Raw genomic sequence first — 1013 nt, 5'->3', positions numbered from 1 at the left:
TCCGCGTGGTACTGGACAATCATTCGGCACACATCTCGAAAGAGACCATGGCCTATCTTGCAACTCGGCCAGGACGCTTCGAGTATGTCCATACCCCCCAAGCATGGCTCTTGGCTCAACCTGATCGAGTGCGCCTTCTCGAAGATGGCCAGAGCCTTTCTGCGCCACATCCGCGTAAGCTCCATTGGAATAAGTTCAACCTCGGCGTAGTTTAATGTGTAACTGTATTGACGGAACGCACTATTAGTATCAAAACATATTAATTACGAAACATAATGCTGCTGCACTTTTCGATCCGCACCCTGTCGAGTGAATGTCCACTCGATCGATCGATCGATCGGCGCTCGGTATTACGCCGCTGTTGCCAGGCATCCACCTCAGCAGTGAGCGCGTCGCGGTCGTGCCAGCGTCGATCCAGACACTGCCTATCAAGGATGCCGATCTCGATCTCCGCCATGTTGAGCCAGCTGGCGTGTTTCGGGGTGTAGTGGAATACGACGCGGCACAGCAGCGCCTCTGCCTCCTCAATACCAAGCGCTTCCTCGAAACAACGACGAAAGTAGGTGTTGAGGTTATCCATGACCAAGTGAACGCAGTGCGCCTTGGCGTACACCTGCTCAAGCAAGTGCCGGACAAAGGAGATGAAGTCAGTCTTGGCGCGCTGCGCTGTGACGATGACCGTGCGCGTACCCCCTTTGGGTTCGACTGCCACGAACAAGTTACATGTTCCAGCGCGAACATACTCGTAATCGTGCTTCGCAGGCACACTCGGCTTGAGCGCCAGCGGGGTTCGCGTGTCGCGCAGCAGTTGTTTGCTTTTCTCGTCCAGGCAGACGACAGTGACCTGGTCAAGTAAAACCGGACAACCCAGTTAAGCGACTTCTTTCAATTTTTCTGTTTCCACTTCATATTGATTGGGGCTTTTGTACTCCAAGTATGAATGCAGTCGATGGCTGTTATAGAACATGGAAATATACTGCAGCACATCTTGCTGTGCTGCATGACGGGTTTGG

The 1013-nt window shown here is 53.0% G+C and carries 2 protein-coding genes and 1 pseudogene; 1 reads left to right on the top strand and 2 read right to left on the bottom strand.

The window, feature by feature from the left end:
- Positions 1-186: pseudogene (locus tag BLW34_RS15375) on the top strand (transposase); the annotation flags it as partial.
- A 73-nt stretch (positions 187-259) separates the two neighbouring features.
- On the opposite strand, the gene BLW34_RS15370 reads toward BLW34_RS15375, so the two are convergent.
- A complete protein-coding gene (locus BLW34_RS15370; RefSeq protein WP_090581428.1) occupies positions 260-871 on the bottom strand; it encodes an IS630 family transposase in 612 nt (203 codons plus the stop codon).
- On the bottom strand, positions 872-1013 hold a 142-nt coding region (locus BLW34_RS15365), incomplete at its 5' end, for an IS3 family transposase (RefSeq protein WP_143037874.1).

The organism is Nitrosomonas sp. Nm58, from assembly GCF_900107335.1.
Classification (GTDB): Bacteria; Pseudomonadota; Gammaproteobacteria; order Burkholderiales; family Nitrosomonadaceae; genus Nitrosomonas.
This window is presented reverse-complemented; position numbering and strand designations above follow the sequence as displayed.